This window comes from Streptomyces sp. HUAS TT7 (genome assembly GCF_051550175.1).
Lineage (GTDB): Bacteria > Actinomycetota > Actinomycetes > Streptomycetales > Streptomycetaceae > Streptomyces.
Map to the genome: position 1 here is coordinate 5934159 of NZ_CP196175.1, position 14849 is coordinate 5949007.

A 14849-nucleotide genomic window follows, 5' to 3' on the forward strand; every position below is an offset into this window, starting at 1 on the left:
AATCGTCCTGAATATCCGCAAGATGAGGTGGGGTGATCAGTAGTGGTCCAGAGCGGAACCGGGGCGAGCGATGCCCTGAGCGGTCACGAAGTCGGTGTTCTGAAAAAGGGTGTTGGCGCCGCGCAATGCGGACTTCTCGTGGCCCAGACGGTTCATCAGGGCCTGCACCTGCTCGCCCCAGGTGTGGTGGGCCTTCTTCAGAGCGCCGGACGACACCCAGCCATGACCGTCGTGCGGCCCAAATGCCTTTATGGCGTTGGCTGTTGACTCGTCCGTGTGGGAGCCGGACTTCTTCGTGTCTGGTTCGAGGTGGGTCTCGATCATGTCGGCGGCGGACTTCTTCGCCTCGGGGGTCGAGACGAGATTCGACTGGCCCATTCCGGTGAAGGGTGGGGGCGGCGAGGGCTGGTGGTCCAGGCTCATGCGGGACGGGCCGCCGTGCTCACTCGTCGTATCCACGGACATGCGACTGACTCCTGAGTTCTGTGGTCTTGCGGTCCTGTGGTTCTGTACTTGCTGTGTTCGGGGACATCCGGATGGCCATCCTCGGTTCTGGTCCGCCGGGGTGGGTGTGGTTTGAGGGCTTCCTGAGGAACGGGACGCAGCGCCTCTTCGGCCTCGGGGCCCGGATCGCGGGTACACCCGGGTCGGCCATGGCTCTCCACCCCTCCGCGCCCGCTGGCGGCGGCCGGCCGAGGCCGCCTCATGACTGTCAGGTTCTTGATCCTATGGAGTGCGGGGGAATAGCAGCCGGAGCCCGACAGTGAGGGCGGGGCATGTGGGGGATTCGTGTGGGTGGCACAGCGAAGGCCCCCGGTGGCTCGCACGGGGCGTGCGGCTGCCGGGGGCCTCTGGTCTGGGGCCGTGGGTTACGAATCTTTCACAGGGCGGACTGGAAGGCCGACGCGCTCGGCACGCTGCCGGCGGTCGTGGTGATGCGGTCGAGCGCGGTCGGGACGTGGCCCGCGTGCTGGGCTGCGGCCCGCGCGGTGAGCGGCACGCGGCAGGTGGTCTGAGGGGTGGTGGTGCGGCGGGCGGCGGCGGAGATCAGGGTGTTCATGGTTGGCCTTCCGGCGAGATGCGTCGCCGCCCCCGCCTGATGAAGGCGGGGGCGGCGACGACGCTGACTGATCGGGGGAAGCGTAGCGGCGCCCAGGGGCTTCGGCGCGCGCTTGTAGGCGTGGCATAAGGATGGTCCCAACAACCGGATCGGGCCGCCGCGCCCCCGACCTGAGGCGATGTGCGACCGGGGGTACAACCACCGCCTTTCCGCCATCCCGGATACCGGACTCCGGTGCGTTGACCCGCTCGGGGTACGACGTTCGGTGAAGGCCGTGACGGGAGGCGGGGGAGCGGCGGCCGCAGGCGGTGAGCGATGGCCACCGTGGGGGCGGGCCCGCTGTGAGGTCACCCCTACCTGGGCGCTCGCGGCCGGGGTTAGCATCCCGCGTGACCGAACAAGCCGAGCAGCCCGCCCAGACCCCAGCGACCCGAGCACCGACCGGCGCCGCCGCCGGATCCGGATCCGGCGGCGGGGAGATACCCGAGGCGCGGCGCCGGATATTCGCCGACCTCACGCCGTTCCGGATATCGCCGGACTACCGCAGGCTCTGGTTCGGCAACATGGTGTCCTGGGTCGGCAGTGGCATGACCGCGCTCGCGATCTCCCTCCAGGTCTACGACCTCACCGGCTCCAGCTTCTACGTCGGCCTGGTCGGCATCTTCACCCTCGTACCGCTGGTCGCGTTCGGACTGTACGGCGGCGCCATCGCCGACACCGTCGACCGGCGCAAGCTCGGGCTGTACAGCGCGCTCGGATCGGCCGCGCTCTCCGCGGCGCTCGCGGCCGGGACCTTCGCCGGGGTCGCCGACGTGTGGTTCCTGTACGCGATCATCGCGCTCCAGTCGATCTGCCAGGCACTCAACGCCCCCGCCCGGTCGGCCATGATCCCCAGGCTGCTTCCGCCCGAGCAGCTGCCCGCCGCCAATGCGCTCAACTCCATGATCATGACGACCGGCACGCTCGTCGGGCCGATGCTGGGCGGGCTCGTCGTCGGCTTCGCCGGGTACAGGACGGCGTACCTCATCGACGCGATCACCTTCGCCGCCTCCCTGTACGCGATGTGGCGGCTGCCTGCGATGCTGCCCGAGCGGACCGGCGCCAAGCGGGCCTCGGTCCTGGACGGGCTGCGGTTCCTGGCCACCCGGCCCAATCTGCGGATGACCTTCTTCAGCGACTTCTGCGCGATGATCCTGGCCCACCCCCGCGCCCTGTTCCCGGCCGTCGCCGTGCTCTGGTACGGCGGCGACGCCCGCACCACCGGCCTGCTCGTCGCGGCGCCCGCCGTCGGCGCGCTGCTCGGCGGGGTGTTCTCCGGCTGGCAGGGACGCATCCACCGGCACGGGCTCGCCGTGCTGATCTCGGTCGGCGGGTGGGGCGCTGCCATCGCGGTGTTCGGGCTGACCCGGCAGCTGTGGCTCGGCCTGTTCATGCTCGCGGTCGCCGGGTTCTCGGACACCGTGTCCATGGTGTTCCGCAACACGATGATGCAGGTCGCGGCCCCGGACGACATGCGCGGCCGGCTCCAGGGTGTGTTCATCGTGGTGGTCGCGGGCGGACCCCGGCTCGGCGACTTCCTCGCCGGTACGGTCGCCGACCTCACCTCGCCCGCCGTGATGGTGGTGGGCGGCGGCATCGCCTGCGTCCTCGCGGTGACGGTGCTCGGCCTCAGCCGCCGGGGCTTCGCGCGCTACGACGCCCGCAACCCCGTCCCGTAGGCCACGCCCGCGCCCTGGTAGGCGCCGATGTTCGGCGGGGAGGCGACGGGATTGCCGAACCAGTCCCGCACGACCCCGTCGGCGATGGGGGTGCCTGCCCTCAACGCCGGTGATTCCGGGCGCAGTTGCACGTCGTACGGGCCTGCCGGAGCCGGGGCGGTGAAGGCGGGGTCGGCGGTCACGGGGGAGTGGTCGCGGGCGGGCACGGTGCCCACGCCCCGGTACAGGTTGTGGTCGTAGGTGTTGCGGGGGTCCGAGAACGGGGCGCCGCCGGCGGCGCCCGACACGAAGACGTTGTTGCGGAAGGTGACGTTCCCGGGCCCGTTGTCGCTGACCATGGCCGTGCCCGGCTGGTTCGTCACGATGGTGTTGTCGTACACCTGGGTGCGCGTGGAGGCGCCGCACACCACCGACACGATGCCGTAGGGCGCGCTGCGGTTGCGGTCGTCGACGCTGATGTTGTGGCGTACGACGTTGTCGGCGGAGGTCATGCCGCCGCCGTTGCAGACGAGCAGGAAGCCGCCCTCGTTGTCGTGGCTGTAGTTGTACTGGTAGACGTTGCCGTTGTTGCCGCCGTCGATGTCGAACGCCATCGAGTCCCGGGTGCCGTGGCCGTGCGCGACCTCGTTGTACTGGTAGCGGACGTGGTCCGAATTCCACGCCCACAGACCGGCGTTGTAGCCGCCGGAGCGCATGTTGAACCCGTCGACGGTGTTGTGCTCGGCGAGCGCGCCGTCCGCGTTCTGGATGACGATGCCGTCGCCGCCGGCGTCGGTGACGCGGTTGTTCTCGATGCGGAGTGCGGTGATCGGTACGAAGGCGGTGCCGGGGCCGTCGGGGTACTGGGGGCGGCGGCCCCAGGTCGACGAGGTCCCGATGCCGGTGCGGTCGACGTGGCTCACGGTCGAGCCGGTGACGGTGACGTCGTCGAATCCGGTGGGGGTGGCTGCGCCCCGCACCGCGAACAGGATCCCGCCGGACGGGTCCGGGTCCTTGAAGTCGGCCCCGTTGACGTCGTGCACGTCCACGTCGCGTACGGCGTAGTGGTGGCCGGTGCCGAAGTCGGTGAGCCGGACGAGGATGCCCGCGCGGCGGGCGGTGGTGGTGGCGGGGCCGGTGTTGGACACGTCCAGGTCGTGCAGTTCCCACTGCTGGACGTTGTCGAGGAGTACGGCGGCTCGGGCGCCGTTGCCTTCCAGGTGCGGCCTGCCGCCGGGGCCGGTGCCGCTGCCGCTGCCGTACGCTCCGGCCGATATGGGGCGGCCGGGGGTGCCCGAGCCCCTCGGGGCGAAGGTGCCTGGGCAGGTGGTGCCGCGTTTGAAGAGGATGCGGTCGCCCGGGCGGTACGTTCTGGTGCTTGCCTTTGCGAGGGTGCGGAGGGGTTGGGTGGGGGTGGTGCCGGGGTTGTTGTCGTTGCCTGCGCGGCAGTCCACGTAGTACGTGGTGGGGGTTTTGGGGGCGGCTTGGGCGGGGGCGGGGGTGGTCAGAAGGGTGAGGGCGGTGAGTGTCCCCAGGGCCAGGAGTGGGGGTGTGTGTCGTCGCGTCATGCGGGTGAGGATCCCCTCGGGGGGCGGCTTCCCAACCGGGCGTTCGCGAAAGTCCAAGGGGTCGGTCGGTTTGTCCGGGGGTGCCGGCCCACCCTCCCACCTGTGCCCCGGCGCTGGCAGGCCCGGGCCGTCCTGGGGCTCCGCCCCAGACCCCGATGGCCCCACCCCACCCCTTCCCGCTGTGACACTCTGCGGCTCCGCCGCGTGGCCTCCGGGGGATGTCGTTCGAGCGCGGCCCGGCGGTCGGCTCCTGGGGCTCCGCCCCAGACCCCGTTCGCGCCTGAAGGGTGCTCGTCCTCAATTTCCCCCAAGGCCTTAAGGGCCAGGGGGACCCCCATGACGGGCTGGGTATGCCTGAACGGCTCGCACACAGGTTGGAGGACGGGGTGGGTTGTCTGCACGGGCATCACACATGGCAGGGCTGGGGGGCGGGGGGAACTGTGAGACCAGCCCCACCGGGCCGCGGATGACCCTCACTTCGCATCCCGCGGTGCGTCGCGTCTGCCGGAGGCGCATGCCCAAGGGGCGCGGGGAACTGCGCGACCAGCCACGCACAGCCCGAGGTCGCAAACGGGATCAGGGGCGCGGGGAACTGCGCGATCGGCTGTTCACGGGCCGTCGGCTCCCTCAACCAGCCCCTCCGGCGTTTGAGGAGCGGGGGAGCCGGGGTGGAGCCCCGGACCCCTGGCACCGGCCCCAGCCACGCCCCCCGGAGGCCACGCGGCGGGGCCGCAGAGTGTTGCAACGGGACGGGCTACGCTCCCAGTACCCCTCTCGCCACCCCCAGCTCCACCAAATCCTGCGGACGCAAGCGGAGTTGGGAGGCCGTGTTCCGTACCTCCGATTCCGGTCGCTTCAGGATCGCCGCCGCGAGCTCCGGGGCGATCACCGAGAAGTAGCTGTCCGCCGTGACCCACGTGCGGTCCGGGGACGTCAGGGCCAGGGCTCCTCCCGAGCCGCCCTCGCCGATGACCAGGGTGGTCACCGGCACCCTCGCCGAGGCCAGCGCCGCGAAGGCGTCGGCGATCGCGGCGCCCTGGCCCGCCCGTTCCGCCGCCGCGTCGTTCGCCGCGCCCGGGGTGTCCACCAGGGTCAGGACCGGGATGCCCAGGCGGTCGGCCAGGCGGATCAGGCGGGCCGCCGTGCGATAGCCCGCCGGGGTGGTCGCCGTGCCGGTCTGGGCCGCGTACGCGTACGAGACCCCCTCGTGCAGCCCGAAGCCGCACAGCATTCCCGGGTCCACGCCGCCACACCTGTCGCCCGACACGGCCTGCCGGTGGGGGAAGTACGCGTCCAGGTAGGACTCGGCCCGTGGCCGCCCCGCCGCGCGGGCCCGGGTCACCGACTCCCAGCCGTCCGCCGGAAGGCCCGACTCCCCGAACGGGGCCGGTACCGGCGCCGGGCCGGAGTGGTGGTTTCCGGCCAGCAGCGTCAGCCAGCCCGCCAGGACGGCCCGCAGGTCCTGCTTCCGTACGATCGCGTCGATCTGGCCCGCCGCCAGCTGGCCCTCCGCTCCGTACGCCGCCGGGTCCGCGTCCGGTGGGCGTACCCGGGAGCCCGCGAAGCCGATCTGGGCGCCCGGCAGGGCCAGGATCACATCGGCGCCCGCGCCCAGCGTGGCCCAGCCGCCGCCCGTCGTCGGGTCGCGCAGCACCGCGATCTGCGGGAGTCCGGCCTCTCTGAGCAGCGTCGACTGCCGTGCCACACGCTGGAGTTGGGTCAGCGCCAGCATGCCCTCCTGCATACGGCTGCCACCCGTGGCGATCAGCGACACCAGCGGAAGGCGTCGCTCGCGCGCCATCTCGTACGCCGCCTCCAGACGGTCACCCGTCCGCTGTCCCAGCGACCCGCCCAGGAAGCCGAATTCGAAGGAGAGCAGCACGCACGGCCGTCCTTCGACGGCCGCCACGCCGCAGATCACCGATTCCTGCTCGCCCGTACGTTCCGTCGCGCGCGCCCGCGAAGTTCCGTAACCCGACCATGCGAGGGGGCCGTTCTCCGGGAAGTCCCCGTCGACGACCTCCAGTTCCTCGAAGGCCGTCGCCACCGTCGAGATCGCTTCTCTCGCCGACATCCGCTCGGACACGTCAGACATGCAGGGCCCGCTTCATGATCTTCCCCATGTCGTTGCGGGGGAGTTCGGGGAGGTAGTGCACCACGCGTGGGCGTTTGTGGGGGGACAGTTGCGTTGCCACGTGGTCCGTCAACTCGGTCTCGTCCGGCGGGGATTGGGGGTCTGTCGGCACCACCCAGGCCACGATGCGCTCGCCCAGGTCCGCGTCCGGCTCGCCCGTCACCGCGGCTTCGCGGACGCCCGGGTGGTCGAGCAGCGCGTTCTCGATCTCGCCCGCGCCGATCTTGTAGCCGCCGCTCTTGATGAGGTCGGTGGCCTTGCGGCCGACGATCCGGACCTGGCCGTCCGCGTCCAGGCTCGCCATGTCGCCGGTGCGGAACCAGCCGTCCTCGGTGAAGGCGGCGGCCGTCGCGTCCGGCCGGTTCAGGTAGCCGCTGAACAGGTTCGGGCCGCGGACCTGGATCTCGCCGATGCCGTCGGCCTCGTCGGCGAGACGCAGCTCGACGCCGGGCAGCGGTACGCCGACCGTGCCGGGGCGGGCCCCGCCGTCCGCCCTCGCGGCGCACAGCATGAGGGTCTCGGTCATGCCGTACCGCTCGATCACCGCACGGCCCGTCGCCTCGGCGATCCGGCGGTGGTCGGGCGCGGGGAGCGCCGCCGAGCCGGACACCAGCAGGCGCGCGCCCGCCAGCGCCTTCGCCAACTCCAGGTCCCGGTCCACCACTTCGGCGATCCGGTGGTACATCGTCGGCACCCCGAACAGCATCGTCGCGCCCGCCGACAGCTCCCGCGTCACGCCTTCCACCGAGAACCGGCCAAGGTGGCGCACCGAGCCGCCGCGGCGCAGCGGGCCGAGGATGCCGAGGATCAGTCCGTGGACGTGGAACAGCGGCAGCCCGTGCACCAGCACGTCGTCGGCCGTCCAGTCCCAGGCGCCCTGCAGCGCGTCCAGCGTCGCCGCGAGCGCGCGCCTGGGCAGCACCGCGCCCTTCGGCGGGCCGGTCGTCCCGGAGGTGTACACGATCAGTGCGGGTGATTCGGCGCCGGGTTCGGGCGGCAGCTCCGTCGCTGCTCCGGTGAGCGGTACGTCGATGCGCTCCAACTCGGCCAACGCGGGCGGGAGTTGGTCCTCCGGTGAGGCCAGCACCAGCGTCGGCTCGCTGTCGCCGACGATGTGGGTCAGCTCGCGTTCGCCCGTCTTCGGGTTCAGCGGCACCACGGGGACGCCCGCGACGAGCGCCGCCACCACGCCGACCACCGTCTGCGGGGTCGGCGTGGCCCAGACCGCGACCCGCCCGGCGCCCGCGATCCCGCGGGCCAGGGAGCCTGCCGCGCCCGCCAGTTCGGCGTGGGTCAGCGACAGCCCGCCGAAGCGGATCGCCTCCCGGGGCTCGGCGGCGTACAGGGAGGGGAAGAGAGGGGACACGTACGGGACTCCTCGGATCTCGACGGCGCGGGCGGGGCCCGAACCGTGCCGGGTCCCAGGTCGTCGACCCTACGTGGCGCCGTCCGGACGCATGATCCGCATCCTGCCGTACGTGTCCCCGCGTTCCGCTGGAGTGAGTCCCGCATCCCTTACGGCAGCGGGATCGCGACCTTCACCGCGATGGGGGTCCCCCCTGTTCGAGCGAAGCCGAGAACTTGGGGGAGCGACAAGGCCGTACCCGGCGCGGAACGTCCAGGCGCGGGCGGCCGGGGAGATCCGGGCGCCGGCGAGCCCGCTCGCCGCCACCAGGAACTGCTGCCAGAGGAAGGAGGCCAGGAAGACGCCCGTCACGAACACCGCCCCCGCCGCGCCGCCGCTGAGGGAGGCGCCGCGGGCGGTGGTCAGGGCGGCGAAGTAGAGGGCGGTGGTGGGGTTGATGAGGGTGAGCGCGGCGAAACGGGCGAAGGTGCGGGCGGGGCCTTCCTTCTTCGCCGGGTGAGGCGTCACGTCGAGTGCCTCACCCGGCTCACCGACCTCGGGCGTCTCACGCCCCGCCCCTCGCGGCCGAGCCCCCCACAGCCCCCGCGCCGCGATCCCGGCAAGGACCAGGGCCGACACCAGTCGCACCCACGCCTCCACGCCGGACAGTGCCTGGGCGACCAGGGGGCCGAGCGCGGTGGCCAGGGCCGCGTAGGCGAGGTCGGCCGTGGCCACGGCCGCTGCCGCGGCCATCGCGCCCCGTCGCTCGCGCATCCCCTCCTGGATCAGCAGCACGCCGACCGCGCCCACCGGCACGGCCACCCCGAGGCCCGCCGCCGCGCCCGCCATCGCTGTCGTCCAGAGACCGTTCATGGCAGCCACTGTGGGGTGCCGTCCGTGCCGTACGCAGCTGATTCTCCCGGGCACTCGCTAGTGCAGCGGGGCCTGCCAGGTCAGGGTCGTGCCGCGGATGCCGTCGTCGCGCATGCCGTTGTCGACGACGGTCAGGCGCACCCCGGGCCGCCCGTCGGGGAGTTCGGCGCCCGCGTCGACGACGACGCGTACCGAGGACACCCCCGCCCGGCGGTGGGCCGCCGCCAGCGCGCCGCGCAGGGCCGCGACGAGCTGGGTGTCCACGGGCTCGGCGACCAGCGTGTCCACCGCGCCCTCGAAGCGCACCGAGGGCCGGAAGCCGAGCAGCGCGCCCGCGCCGGCCGTCTCGCGCAGGACCCGGCCGCGCAGGGTCGTCGGAGCGTCGGCGGGCGGCTGCTGGAGGGCGAAGATCGCGGTGCGGACCTCCTGGATGGTGGAGTCGAGCTCGTCGACGGCCCGGGTCAGCATCTCGTCGGTGTCGTCGGCCGCGGCCTTCTCGGCCCGGCGCCGGGTCGACTCCAGCATCATCTCGGTCGCGAACAGCCGCTGTACGACGAGGTCGTGGAGGTCGCGGGCGATGCGGTCGCGGTCCTCGTACACCGCGAGCTGTTCGCGGTTGTGCTGGGCGTCGGCCAGGACGAGCGCGAGGGCCGCCTGCGAGGCGAACTGGGCGGCGAGCAGCCGGTCGACCGCCGTGTACGGGCGGTCGCCGCGCCGCCGGGGCAGCGCGAGCGTGCCGATCAGCTTGCCGCCGCTCTGCAGCGGCAGCATCATGCTCGGCCCGAACCGGGTGCGTACGTGCGTGGTCATCCGCGGGTCGGTCGCCGAGTCTTCGACGAACACCGGCTCCCCGCCCAGGAGTTGGACCAGGACCGGCGAGCCGGGCTCGATGGTCGTGCCGACGATGTCGTCGGGGTCGTCCGGCGCGGAGGCCGCGACGATCTCCATGCCGCCGGCCGCGGTGGGCTGGAGCACCACTCCGGCCGCCGCGTCGGCGAGCAGCCGGGCCCGTTCGGCCACCGTCATCAGCGCGTTGGCCGCACTCTCGCCGGTGAGCAGGGAGGTGGTGACGGCGGCGGCACCCTCGATCCAGCGCTCCCGCAGCCGTACGGTCTCGTACAGCCGTGTGTTGCCGATGGCGATGCCCGCCTGTGCGGCGAGGACCCGAAGGAGCGCCAGGTCCTCCTCGGTGAAGGGGCCGCCGCGCTTCTCGGTGAGGTAGAGGTTGCCGAAGACCTGGTTGTGCACCCGCAGGGGTACGCCGAGGAACGAGGTCATCGGCGGGTGGCCCGGCGGCAGACCGGCCGAGCGGGGGTCGGTGTGCCGGTCGTCCAGGCGCAGTGGCCGCGAGTCCTGGATGAGGGCGCCGAGCAGCCCGGTGCGGCCGTCGGGCAGCGCGCCGATGCGTTCGCGCTCGGCGTCGGTGAGGCCGGTGGTGTACAGCTCGGTGAGCAGGCCGCGCTCGGGGTCGACGACCCCGAGCGCCCCGTACCGGGCGTCGGTCAGCTCGGCCGCCGTGTCCACGATGTGCTGGAGCGTGGTGCGCAGTTCGAGGTCCGTTCCGACGCCGAGCACCGCCTCCAGGAGCATCGGCAGCCGGGGCGCCGTGCTGTCCGGGCTCTCCGCTTCACTCATCCTTCGAGGATCTCTCACCGCGGCCGCCCGGCCCGGCAGGGGTGACTGTCGCGCCGCTCACTCGGCCAGCGGGTCGAGGACCATGGGGTGGATCTGCCCCTCCAGCATGGCGCCGACGCCGAGGATCGCGCACACGTCGGGCCGTTCCGCGATGTGCACCGGCATGCCCGTGGAGGCGCGCAGCATCTCGTCGAGGCCGGGCAGCAGCGCGCTGCCGCCGACCATCATGATGCCCCGCTCGGCGAGGTCGGCGACCAGGTCGGGCGGGCAGTCCCGCAGCACCTTGCCGATGCCGTCGAGCACGGCGGTCAGCGGGGTGTGGATGGCGTTGCGTACGGCGGCCGTGTCGACCAGGACCGAGCGGGCGAGGCCGGTGGCGACGTCGCGGCCGTGGATCTCGGTGGACTCCGGGCCCAGCGGGCTGAGGCCGTTGCCGTGCAGGGCCAGTTGCAGCGGGCGTACGGACTGGCTCGGCAGCATCAGGGCGTGCTGGAGGCGCAGGTGCTGGATGACGGCGTGGTCGATGGCCTCGCCGCCGACCGGGAGGCGGACGGCCGTCACGATGGCGCCGAGCGAGAGCACGGCGATCTGGGTCGTGGCGGCCCCGCACACGATGATCATGGTGGCGGTGGGCTGTTCCACCGGGAGCCCGCAGCCGACGGCGGCCGCGATCAGGGTGTCGACGAGCTCGACCCGGCGGGCGCCGATCCCCATCAGGGTCTCGCGCGCGGCGCGCTGGGCGAGCGGGTCGCTGTCGTGCGGGGTGCAGGCGGCGGCGCGCAGCCCCGGCTTGCGGCGCAACTGGCGGCGCAGCTTCTCGCCGAGGAGATGGCGCAGCATGCGCTGAGCCATCTCGACGTCGATGACGGTGCCACCGGTCACGGGGCGGGCCACCCGGATGTAGTCCGGGGTGCGGCCCGTCATCTGTTCGGCGAAGGTGCCGACGGCGATGAGCGCGCCGGTACGGGTGTTGACGGCGGCCACGCTCGGCTCGTCCACGACGAGCCCGGCTCCCTTGATGAAGACACGGGTTCTGGCGGCCCCGAGGTCGACGGCTACATGGCAACGGCGCAACTGCTCAAGACTGACGGTCACGGCAGATCCTCCCGAGAGCGGTACTTAGTTCGCATTTTGCGACCGCTCGTTGATCGGCGCGCGCTGGGATGCGCCGGTCGGGGAGCCGGGAACTGACGCCCAGCCAGAAACCCCCGCCGGGCAGGCCGGCCTCCGTCTCTTCGGGCCCGGCCGGTGGCCGGCCGGGGTGCTGCCGGCCCGTCAGCCGGGCGGATCGCTCGCGCGGCGGCCTGTGAACCTCACGGCAGGAGCCGCTGCAGCAGCCCCCAGGTGAACTCCGCGACGCGTGTCCCGCCGCCGGGCAGCGTGATGGCCAGCTGCCGGCGCGTCGGCGCCGAGCCCTCCATCGGGCGGGCCGGGGCGAAGGCCCGCGCCACCTCGTCCACCGTGCACGACCAGGGGCGCAGATCGTCCTCCCCGCGCAGCTCGGGACCCGGTATGCCGGGGGCTCTGACCAGCCATTCGTTCCACACCGCACCACCAGGCCCGGCCAGCACCTCGAACCGCAGCCCCGGCCAGAGCGGCACCGGCCACAGCTGCGCCTCGCAGTCCAGATCCCCGATCCTGCGCGGCACGACCGACTCGGGTGAGCCAAGCACCGAGCGGTAGCGGGACAGGGCGCCCCGGGAACGGGCCGAGCGGACCATCGCCTGCCAGCGTTTGTTGGCCTCGCGCATGTCCGCGATCGAGGCGCCCAGCTCATGGCGGGCGTCCTCGACGAGCTCCGGCTGGTGGTCGGCCATCCGCCGCAGCAGCACGAGTTGGAAGTCCAGCGGTCCGAACGGCCGCGTCACGGTTTCCGTCATGACGTCCATCCTGCCCGGCCCCACTGACAACGCCCCGGTCCATGGTGATTCGTCACGCGGACACGCCCCGGAGGCGGCCCTTCCGCACAAGATCCACACATCTCCGGCCCCTTTTGTTGCCCGGCCGCCGCATAGCCTCCCTGGGCCATGGATTACTGCCACTCCTGCCGACGGCACCTCAACGGCGCACTGGCCTGTGCCGGATGCGGAACCCCCGCGGAGGCGCTGGCACCCGCGCCCGAGGACGAGCTCCTGGTGTACGCCGGGCGGCCGCCGTCACGGCGCGCGGAGGTGTTCGTACCCTCCGGCCATCGCCGTGCCCGCAAGGGGCGGCGGGCCCGGCGCAAGCGGGGCAAGGTGATCCTCTTCGGCTCGGCCGGGCTCGTGCTCGCGGCCGGGGCGGTGGGGTTCGTACAGATGGCGATGGAGCCGCCGCCGGGGGACGACCGGGCTTCCGCCGTGCGGGAGGACCAGACGATCTCCGATCCCCAGCCGCTGCCGTCCGGCTCGGCGGCGGGGGTGCCTTCCCGGCCTACGGCCAGGCCGGTTTCCTCTCGGGGGCGGGGTTCCGGTGCGGCGTCCGGGAAGCCGGGCCCGGGGGAGGCCGGCCCCGGGGCGCCGGGTCCCGTGGAGTCCGGGCCGCACAGGAGCGCCCCTCCCCGTGCCTCGGCCACGCCCGACCCCGGGGCCTCGGGAGCCGTGCCCTCTGCTCCCTCTTCGCCGGGTGGGCCCGGGGCCCCTGCGCCCTCCGCGCCTCCTTCGAAGTCCCCGGATCCTGCGCCGCCCAAGCCCTGCAAGCCCTTCCTGTTCTGGTGCATCTGACCGTTGCGCAGGGCGTACCTGTGCGCGCATTCCGGCTGCGGTCCGGTGGGGGCTGAGCCGCACGATGTCACGGCCCCGCGCCCCTCCAGGGCCACCAGGGTCGGGAGGTCAAGCCCCCAGCATGCGCCGCAGCAGATCCCGCAGCACCGTCCGCTCCTCCGGTGAAAGCTCTGCCAGTGGCTCTCTCGCGAAGTTCAGGGAGTCGCGCAGGTCGGTCGCGGTGGTGAGGCCGTCGGGGGTCGGGGCGGCCAGTTTGACGCGGCGGTCGGCCGGGTCGGGGCGGCGTTCCACCAGGCCGCGCGCTTCGAGGCGGTCGACGATGCCCGTGATGTTCGACGGCTCGCACTTCAGCTTCTGGGCGATCTGCCGCATCGGCATCGGTTCGAGGGCGAGCAGTCCGAGGACCCGGGCCTGGGCGCCGGTGAGGGAGTGCTCGGCGGCGGCCCGCTCGTACTCCTCGTAGTAGCGGCCGACGATCGTGCCGATCAGCTCGACGACTTCGAGGCTCAGGGGATCCATTCGGGGGGACATGCCCCCAGCCTAGCGAGTTACTTGACAATCTCAAATATCTCGGCGCATTGTTCTTTCAGTACCTGAAGTATTCGGGGTGCCGCCCACTGTGCGGCGCCCCTGCCCGGGTACTCGATGTATTGATCAGCATGTGATTCGCAGGAGGACGCACCCCATGGCCACCTCGCCCGCACTCCCCGCCACCAGCCGTGAATGGCACCTCGTCGCCCGCCCGAACGGCTGGCCCGTGCCCTCCGACTTCGCGCTGCGCGAGACCCCCGTCACCGAGCCCGCGCCGGGCCGGATTCTGGTCCGGAACCTGTTCATGTCGGTCGACCCGTACATGCGCGGCCGCATGAACGACGTGAAGTCGTACGTCCCGCCGTTCCAGCTGGAGCGGCCGATGGAGGGTGGCGCGGTCGGCGAGGTCATCGCCTCGAACGACGAGAAGTTCGCCGTCGGCGACCACGTCCTGCACGGGCTCGGCTGGCGCGAGTACGCCGACCTCGACGCCGGGCACGCCACCAAGGTCGACGCCGAGCTCGCCCCGCTCTCCGCCTACCTCGGCGTCCTCGGCATGCCGGGCCTCACCGCGTACGCCGGTCTCCTGGACGTCGCCTCCTTCAAGGAGGGCGACACCGTGTTCGTCTCCGGCGCCGCCGGTGCCGTGGGCAGCCAGGTCGGCCAGATCGCCCGGCTCAAGGGCGCCTCGCGCGTCATCGGCTCGGCCGGCTCCGACGAGAAGGTCAAGTGGCTCGTGGAGGAGCTCGGCTTCGACGCCGCCTTCAACTACAAGAAGGGCCCGGTCCTGGAGCAGCTGCGCGCGGCCGCCCCGGACGGCATCGACGTCTACTTCGACAACGTCGGCGGCGAGCACCTCGAAGCGGCCATCTCCGTGCTCAACGTGCACGGCCGCGCCGCCCTCTGCGGTGCCATCGCGGGCTACAACGACACCGAGCCCACCCCCGGCCCGCGCAACATGGTCATGATCATCGGTAAGCGGCTGCAGCTCAAGGGCGTCCTGGTCGGCGACCACTACGGCATGCAGAAGCAGTTCGTCGGCGAGGTCGGGGGCTGGCTGGCCTCGGGCGAGCTCAAGTACAACGAGACCTTCGTCGAGGGCATCGAGAACGGCGTCGACGCCTTCCTCGGCATGCTGCGCGGCGAGAACACCGGAAAGATGGTCGTCTCCTTCGGCAAGTAAGGGCTCGGGCGGGCAGCTCCTCGGCAGGCCGGGGTGCGCGGCCCGGGGTGACCCGCCGCACACTCCGTCTCACGGTTTCCGCGATCCGATAAGGTTTTTCCACATCCCGGCGGCCGTGAGG

The 14849-nt window shown here is 72.4% G+C and carries 13 protein-coding genes; 3 read left to right on the top strand and 10 right to left on the bottom strand.

Annotated features, from left to right (window positions below; translation table 11 throughout):
• Positions 1-36 precede the first annotated feature (36 nt).
• Together ACSHXC_RS26690 and ACSHXC_RS26695 are read right to left on the bottom strand one after the other, a co-directional pair.
• Positions 37-465 (bottom strand): hypothetical protein, encoded by a 429-nt coding sequence (locus tag ACSHXC_RS26690; protein WP_438294020.1) that lies wholly within the window; start codon positions 463-465, stop codon positions 37-39.
• A gap of 415 nt (positions 466-880) precedes the next feature.
• A complete protein-coding gene (locus ACSHXC_RS26695; protein WP_438294021.1) occupies positions 881-1060 on the bottom strand; it encodes a hypothetical protein in 180 nt (59 codons plus the stop codon).
• A 479-nt stretch (positions 1061-1539) separates the two neighbouring features.
• Between ACSHXC_RS26695 and ACSHXC_RS26700 the strand changes: the two genes are divergently transcribed.
• A complete protein-coding gene (locus tag ACSHXC_RS26700) occupies positions 1540-2778 on the top strand; it encodes an MFS transporter (protein WP_438296844.1) in 1239 nt (412 codons plus the stop codon).
• Here ACSHXC_RS26700 and ACSHXC_RS26705 read toward each other — a convergent pair.
• The 7 genes from ACSHXC_RS26705 to ACSHXC_RS26735 form a co-directional block, all read right to left on the bottom strand.
• The gene (locus tag ACSHXC_RS26705) at positions 2751-4325 is read right to left on the bottom strand and encodes a right-handed parallel beta-helix repeat-containing protein (RefSeq protein WP_438294022.1); all 1575 of its coding nucleotides are present in this window, start codon (positions 4323-4325) and stop codon (positions 2751-2753) included. The genes ACSHXC_RS26700 and ACSHXC_RS26705 overlap by 28 nt on opposite strands.
• A 754-nt stretch (positions 4326-5079) precedes the next feature.
• Positions 5080-6411 (bottom strand): carboxyl transferase domain-containing protein, encoded by a 1332-nt coding sequence (locus ACSHXC_RS26710; RefSeq protein WP_438296846.1) that lies wholly within the window; start codon positions 6409-6411, stop codon positions 5080-5082.
• A gap of 1 nt (position 6412) precedes the next feature.
• A complete protein-coding gene (locus tag ACSHXC_RS26715) occupies positions 6413-7825 on the bottom strand; it encodes an acyl-CoA synthetase (RefSeq protein ID WP_438294023.1) in 1413 nt (470 codons plus the stop codon).
• 69 nt (positions 7826-7894) lie between these two features.
• Positions 7895-8677 (bottom strand): LysE family transporter, encoded by a 783-nt coding sequence (locus ACSHXC_RS26720; RefSeq protein WP_438294024.1) that lies wholly within the window; start codon positions 8675-8677, stop codon positions 7895-7897.
• Between the two features lie 57 nt (positions 8678-8734).
• Positions 8735-10312, bottom strand: a complete 1578-nt coding sequence (locus ACSHXC_RS26725) for a GAF domain-containing sensor histidine kinase (RefSeq protein ID WP_438294025.1) — start codon at positions 10310-10312, stop codon at positions 8735-8737.
• 57 nt (positions 10313-10369) lie between these two features.
• Positions 10370-11407 (bottom strand): rod shape-determining protein, encoded by a 1038-nt coding sequence (locus tag ACSHXC_RS26730; protein WP_438294026.1) that lies wholly within the window; start codon positions 11405-11407, stop codon positions 10370-10372.
• 218 nt (positions 11408-11625) lie between these two features.
• Positions 11626-12192, bottom strand: coding sequence for a hypothetical protein (locus ACSHXC_RS26735; protein ID WP_438294027.1), 567 nt, complete (start codon positions 12190-12192; stop codon positions 11626-11628).
• A 147-nt stretch (positions 12193-12339) separates the two neighbouring features.
• Between ACSHXC_RS26735 and ACSHXC_RS26740 the strand changes: the two genes are divergently transcribed.
• Positions 12340-13014, top strand: a complete 675-nt coding sequence (locus tag ACSHXC_RS26740; RefSeq protein WP_438294028.1) for an SCO2400 family protein — start codon at positions 12340-12342, stop codon at positions 13012-13014.
• A gap of 108 nt (positions 13015-13122) precedes the next feature.
• Here ACSHXC_RS26740 and ACSHXC_RS26745 read toward each other — a convergent pair whose 3' ends face one another.
• Positions 13123-13545, bottom strand: coding sequence for a MarR family winged helix-turn-helix transcriptional regulator (locus tag ACSHXC_RS26745; RefSeq protein ID WP_438294029.1), 423 nt, complete (start codon positions 13543-13545; stop codon positions 13123-13125).
• A gap of 154 nt (positions 13546-13699) precedes the next feature.
• Between ACSHXC_RS26745 and ACSHXC_RS26750 the strand changes: the two genes are divergently transcribed.
• On the top strand, positions 13700-14728 hold the full coding sequence (locus ACSHXC_RS26750) for an NADP-dependent oxidoreductase (RefSeq protein ID WP_438294030.1): 1029 nt from the start codon (positions 13700-13702) through the stop codon (positions 14726-14728).
• Positions 14729-14849: the final 121 nt, after the last annotated feature.

What these genes read in the sequence shown, in the direction of transcription:
- ACSHXC_RS26690 (WP_438294020.1), bottom strand. Translation starts at nt 465, where the DNA reads ATGTCCGTGGATACGACGAGTGAGCACGGCGGCCCGTCCCGCATGAGC.
- ACSHXC_RS26695 (WP_438294021.1), bottom strand. Translation starts at nt 1,060, where the DNA reads ATGAACACCCTGATCTCCGCCGCCGCCCGCCGCACCACCACCCCTCAG.
- ACSHXC_RS26705 (WP_438294022.1), bottom strand. Translation starts at nt 4,325, where the DNA reads ATGACGCGACGACACACACCCCCACTCCTGGCCCTGGGGACACTCACC.
- ACSHXC_RS26720 (WP_438294024.1), bottom strand. Translation starts at nt 8,677, where the DNA reads ATGAACGGTCTCTGGACGACAGCGATGGCGGGCGCGGCGGCGGGCCTC.
- ACSHXC_RS26725 (WP_438294025.1), bottom strand. Translation starts at nt 10,312, where the DNA reads ATGAGTGAAGCGGAGAGCCCGGACAGCACGGCGCCCCGGCTGCCGATG.
- ACSHXC_RS26735 (WP_438294027.1), bottom strand. Translation starts at nt 12,192, where the DNA reads ATGACGGAAACCGTGACGCGGCCGTTCGGACCGCTGGACTTCCAACTC.
- ACSHXC_RS26740 (WP_438294028.1), top strand. Translation starts at nt 12,340, where the DNA reads ATGGATTACTGCCACTCCTGCCGACGGCACCTCAACGGCGCACTGGCC.
- ACSHXC_RS26745 (WP_438294029.1), bottom strand. Translation starts at nt 13,545, where the DNA reads ATGTCCCCCCGAATGGATCCCCTGAGCCTCGAAGTCGTCGAGCTGATC.
- ACSHXC_RS26750 (WP_438294030.1), top strand. Translation starts at nt 13,700, where the DNA reads ATGGCCACCTCGCCCGCACTCCCCGCCACCAGCCGTGAATGGCACCTC.